The organism is Caballeronia choica (assembly GCF_001544535.1).
Lineage (GTDB): Bacteria > Pseudomonadota > Gammaproteobacteria > Burkholderiales > Burkholderiaceae > Caballeronia > Caballeronia choica.
Genome location: NZ_FCON02000396.1, coordinates 1 through 1,939, shown reverse-complemented (window position 1 = coordinate 1,939; position 1,939 = coordinate 1). Strand labels below are relative to the sequence as shown.

Genomic DNA, 1,939 nt, shown 5'->3' with positions numbered 1-1,939 from the left:
CGGCTACGCCGCCTTCGACTCCTCACCACCGGCCAGGATAGTTGTCAACGACCGGACACTGTAATTGTCGCGCTCCACCTTTCCGGCCTTTGGAAAAGCCAGGGGCATCGCGCACCGTGTTTTTCGGCCAGCTCTGGACCTAAAAAAGTGTTTCCACTCTGTTTCCACTTGTTCAGCCGCCGCCATGACTTCGATTTCGATCCGTGAATTTGCTCGACGCGAGGGCGTCTCGCACACGTTGGTGGTGCGGGCCGTGAAGACTGGCCGACTGGCCCAGCTCCCGAATGGATTGATGGACGACCGGCTCGTTGGCTCGCCTTGGCGAATGGGCTCGCGCGGGATCTCGCCGTCGAAACCGACGATTGATCCGCAACCGCCGCAACCGGTTTCCCTCCCGCAACCACTGCCGCCAGAAGCGCCGGCGGATCCGCTCCAGGGAGCATCGACGGCGCCGCCGGAGCCTGCCGCTGGATCCGCTGGCAAGGGTCTCGCCTATGGCGAAGCGCTACGGGTAAAGGAAAACTATCTCGCCTTCCTGCGCCGCCTCGATTACGAGCAGCGTTCAGGCTCGGTGGTCGACATGGCGCAGGCGCGCTCGGTCGTCTTCGAACTGTGCCGGGAGCAGCGCGATATCTGGCTGGCGTGGCCCGCGCGCGTCGCGCCGCTGATCGCGGCCGAACTGGGAATCGCGGATCTGGACGGGCTGGTTACCGCGCTCACCGTGTACGTCCACCGCCAGCTGGTCGAGCTCGGTGAACCCGACGCCACGGACGCTTTTCGCTGATTCAACCGGAGGAAAAACCATGGAACCTCAAGACACCTTTGATATGCAGGCCCGCACGCGCGACCTCGTCCAATCGACCTTCGCACGGCGCTTCTCGAAGCGCCATGACGGCGTGGGCCTCGAGGAACTGGTCGCCGCGGTGGCCAACGACTACCCGAAACAATGGGCCGAATGGACGGCCTTTGCTGGACCCGGTGCATCGCAACACTTGCCCGATGATGGTTTTGTTCCGATCCGCCTCGCAGTCGACAACCTTCACGGGCAACTTTTCATGGCGCTCTCCTGTGCGCCTCAGGTGAAATGCGAAGGAATGCGGACGGGAGTTACAAACCCGGGCTCAAGCTGGACGTTGCTGCGATCGAACAGAAAGCCCGCGCATGGGAAGAGGAGTTGAAACGGGGGATCGCCGAGGCGGACGCGCTAAAGGCTCGACTCGACTTTCTCCGTGCGACCGGTCACAGACAGCGGGACACAGTACTGTGTCCCGTTTCAGATGACGGCAGCAACAGGACCAAAGAGAGCGCGGACATGAATCCAACCGAACCCACACCGGAGGAAGCAGCGATGCGCGCGGAGGTTTTCGCGATCATCAAGCGTGTGTGCGAGCCGATTCTGAATCGGCGTCCCTTTACTGGCATCAACGTGGATGAGGTCGGCGACACGGTCGCCAAGCTTCTCGAACCGGACCCGGCCAACTGGAGCGAGACTTGGTTTTGGGCCTCCCGCATGCAGTGCCGCGAGTTTGCGAACGAATTTCTGGTGAGCTACAAGTCAGCCTTTGACGCCGAGACTGCGATCTTAGTCGCGAAGGACCACTTCGATGCCAAGGGCTGAACCGCCTCCGATTTTCCTGGACACGATTTTGGGGTAAAACGTGTTTCTGGAAACGGAGTTGAACATGCTGAAGAAGTCGAAGATCGCCGAGGTTGTGCCGGGGGCGGTGGAAGGAGCGCGTAGCGCGACTGGAAGCGCCCCCGGCGCGGCCGCCGAAGTGAAACGGTGGTCGGCCAATCGGAAGAAACAAGTTGTCTTGCGCTTGTTGCGCGGCGAGCCGGTGGACGCCATTTCGCGCGAAGTTGCGGTACCGATATACCGGCTCGAAGAATGGCGCGAGCGTGCCTTGGCCGGTATCGATGCTGGCCTCAAGGAGCGCGA

General features: G+C 61.7%; 4 protein-coding genes. All 4 read left to right on the top strand.

Annotation, left to right across the window (positions count from 1 at the left end):
* Positions 1 to 184 precede the first annotated feature (184 nt).
* On the top strand, positions 185 to 784 hold the full coding sequence (locus tag AWB68_RS44395; RefSeq protein ID WP_125483297.1) for a hypothetical protein: 600 nt from the start codon (positions 185 to 187) through the stop codon (positions 782 to 784).
* Positions 785 to 803: 19 nt separating this feature from the next.
* A complete protein-coding gene (locus AWB68_RS47845) occupies positions 804 to 1,178 on the top strand; it encodes a hypothetical protein (protein ID WP_125483296.1) in 375 nt (124 codons plus the stop codon).
* Between the two features lie 134 nt (positions 1,179 to 1,312).
* On the top strand, positions 1,313 to 1,618 hold the full coding sequence (locus tag AWB68_RS47840) for a hypothetical protein (RefSeq protein ID WP_125483295.1): 306 nt from the start codon (positions 1,313 to 1,315) through the stop codon (positions 1,616 to 1,618).
* 64 nt (positions 1,619 to 1,682) lie between these two features.
* On the top strand, positions 1,683 to 1,939 hold a 257-nt coding region (locus AWB68_RS44380; RefSeq protein ID WP_200828979.1), incomplete at its 3' end, for a hypothetical protein.

Coding starts and splice junctions, on each gene's coding strand:
- AWB68_RS44395 (WP_125483297.1), top strand. CDS start 185: ATGACTTCGATTTCGATCCGTGAATTTGCTCGACGCGAGGGCGTCTCG.
- AWB68_RS47845 (WP_125483296.1), top strand. CDS start 804: ATGGAACCTCAAGACACCTTTGATATGCAGGCCCGCACGCGCGACCTC.
- AWB68_RS47840 (WP_125483295.1), top strand. CDS start 1,313: ATGAATCCAACCGAACCCACACCGGAGGAAGCAGCGATGCGCGCGGAG.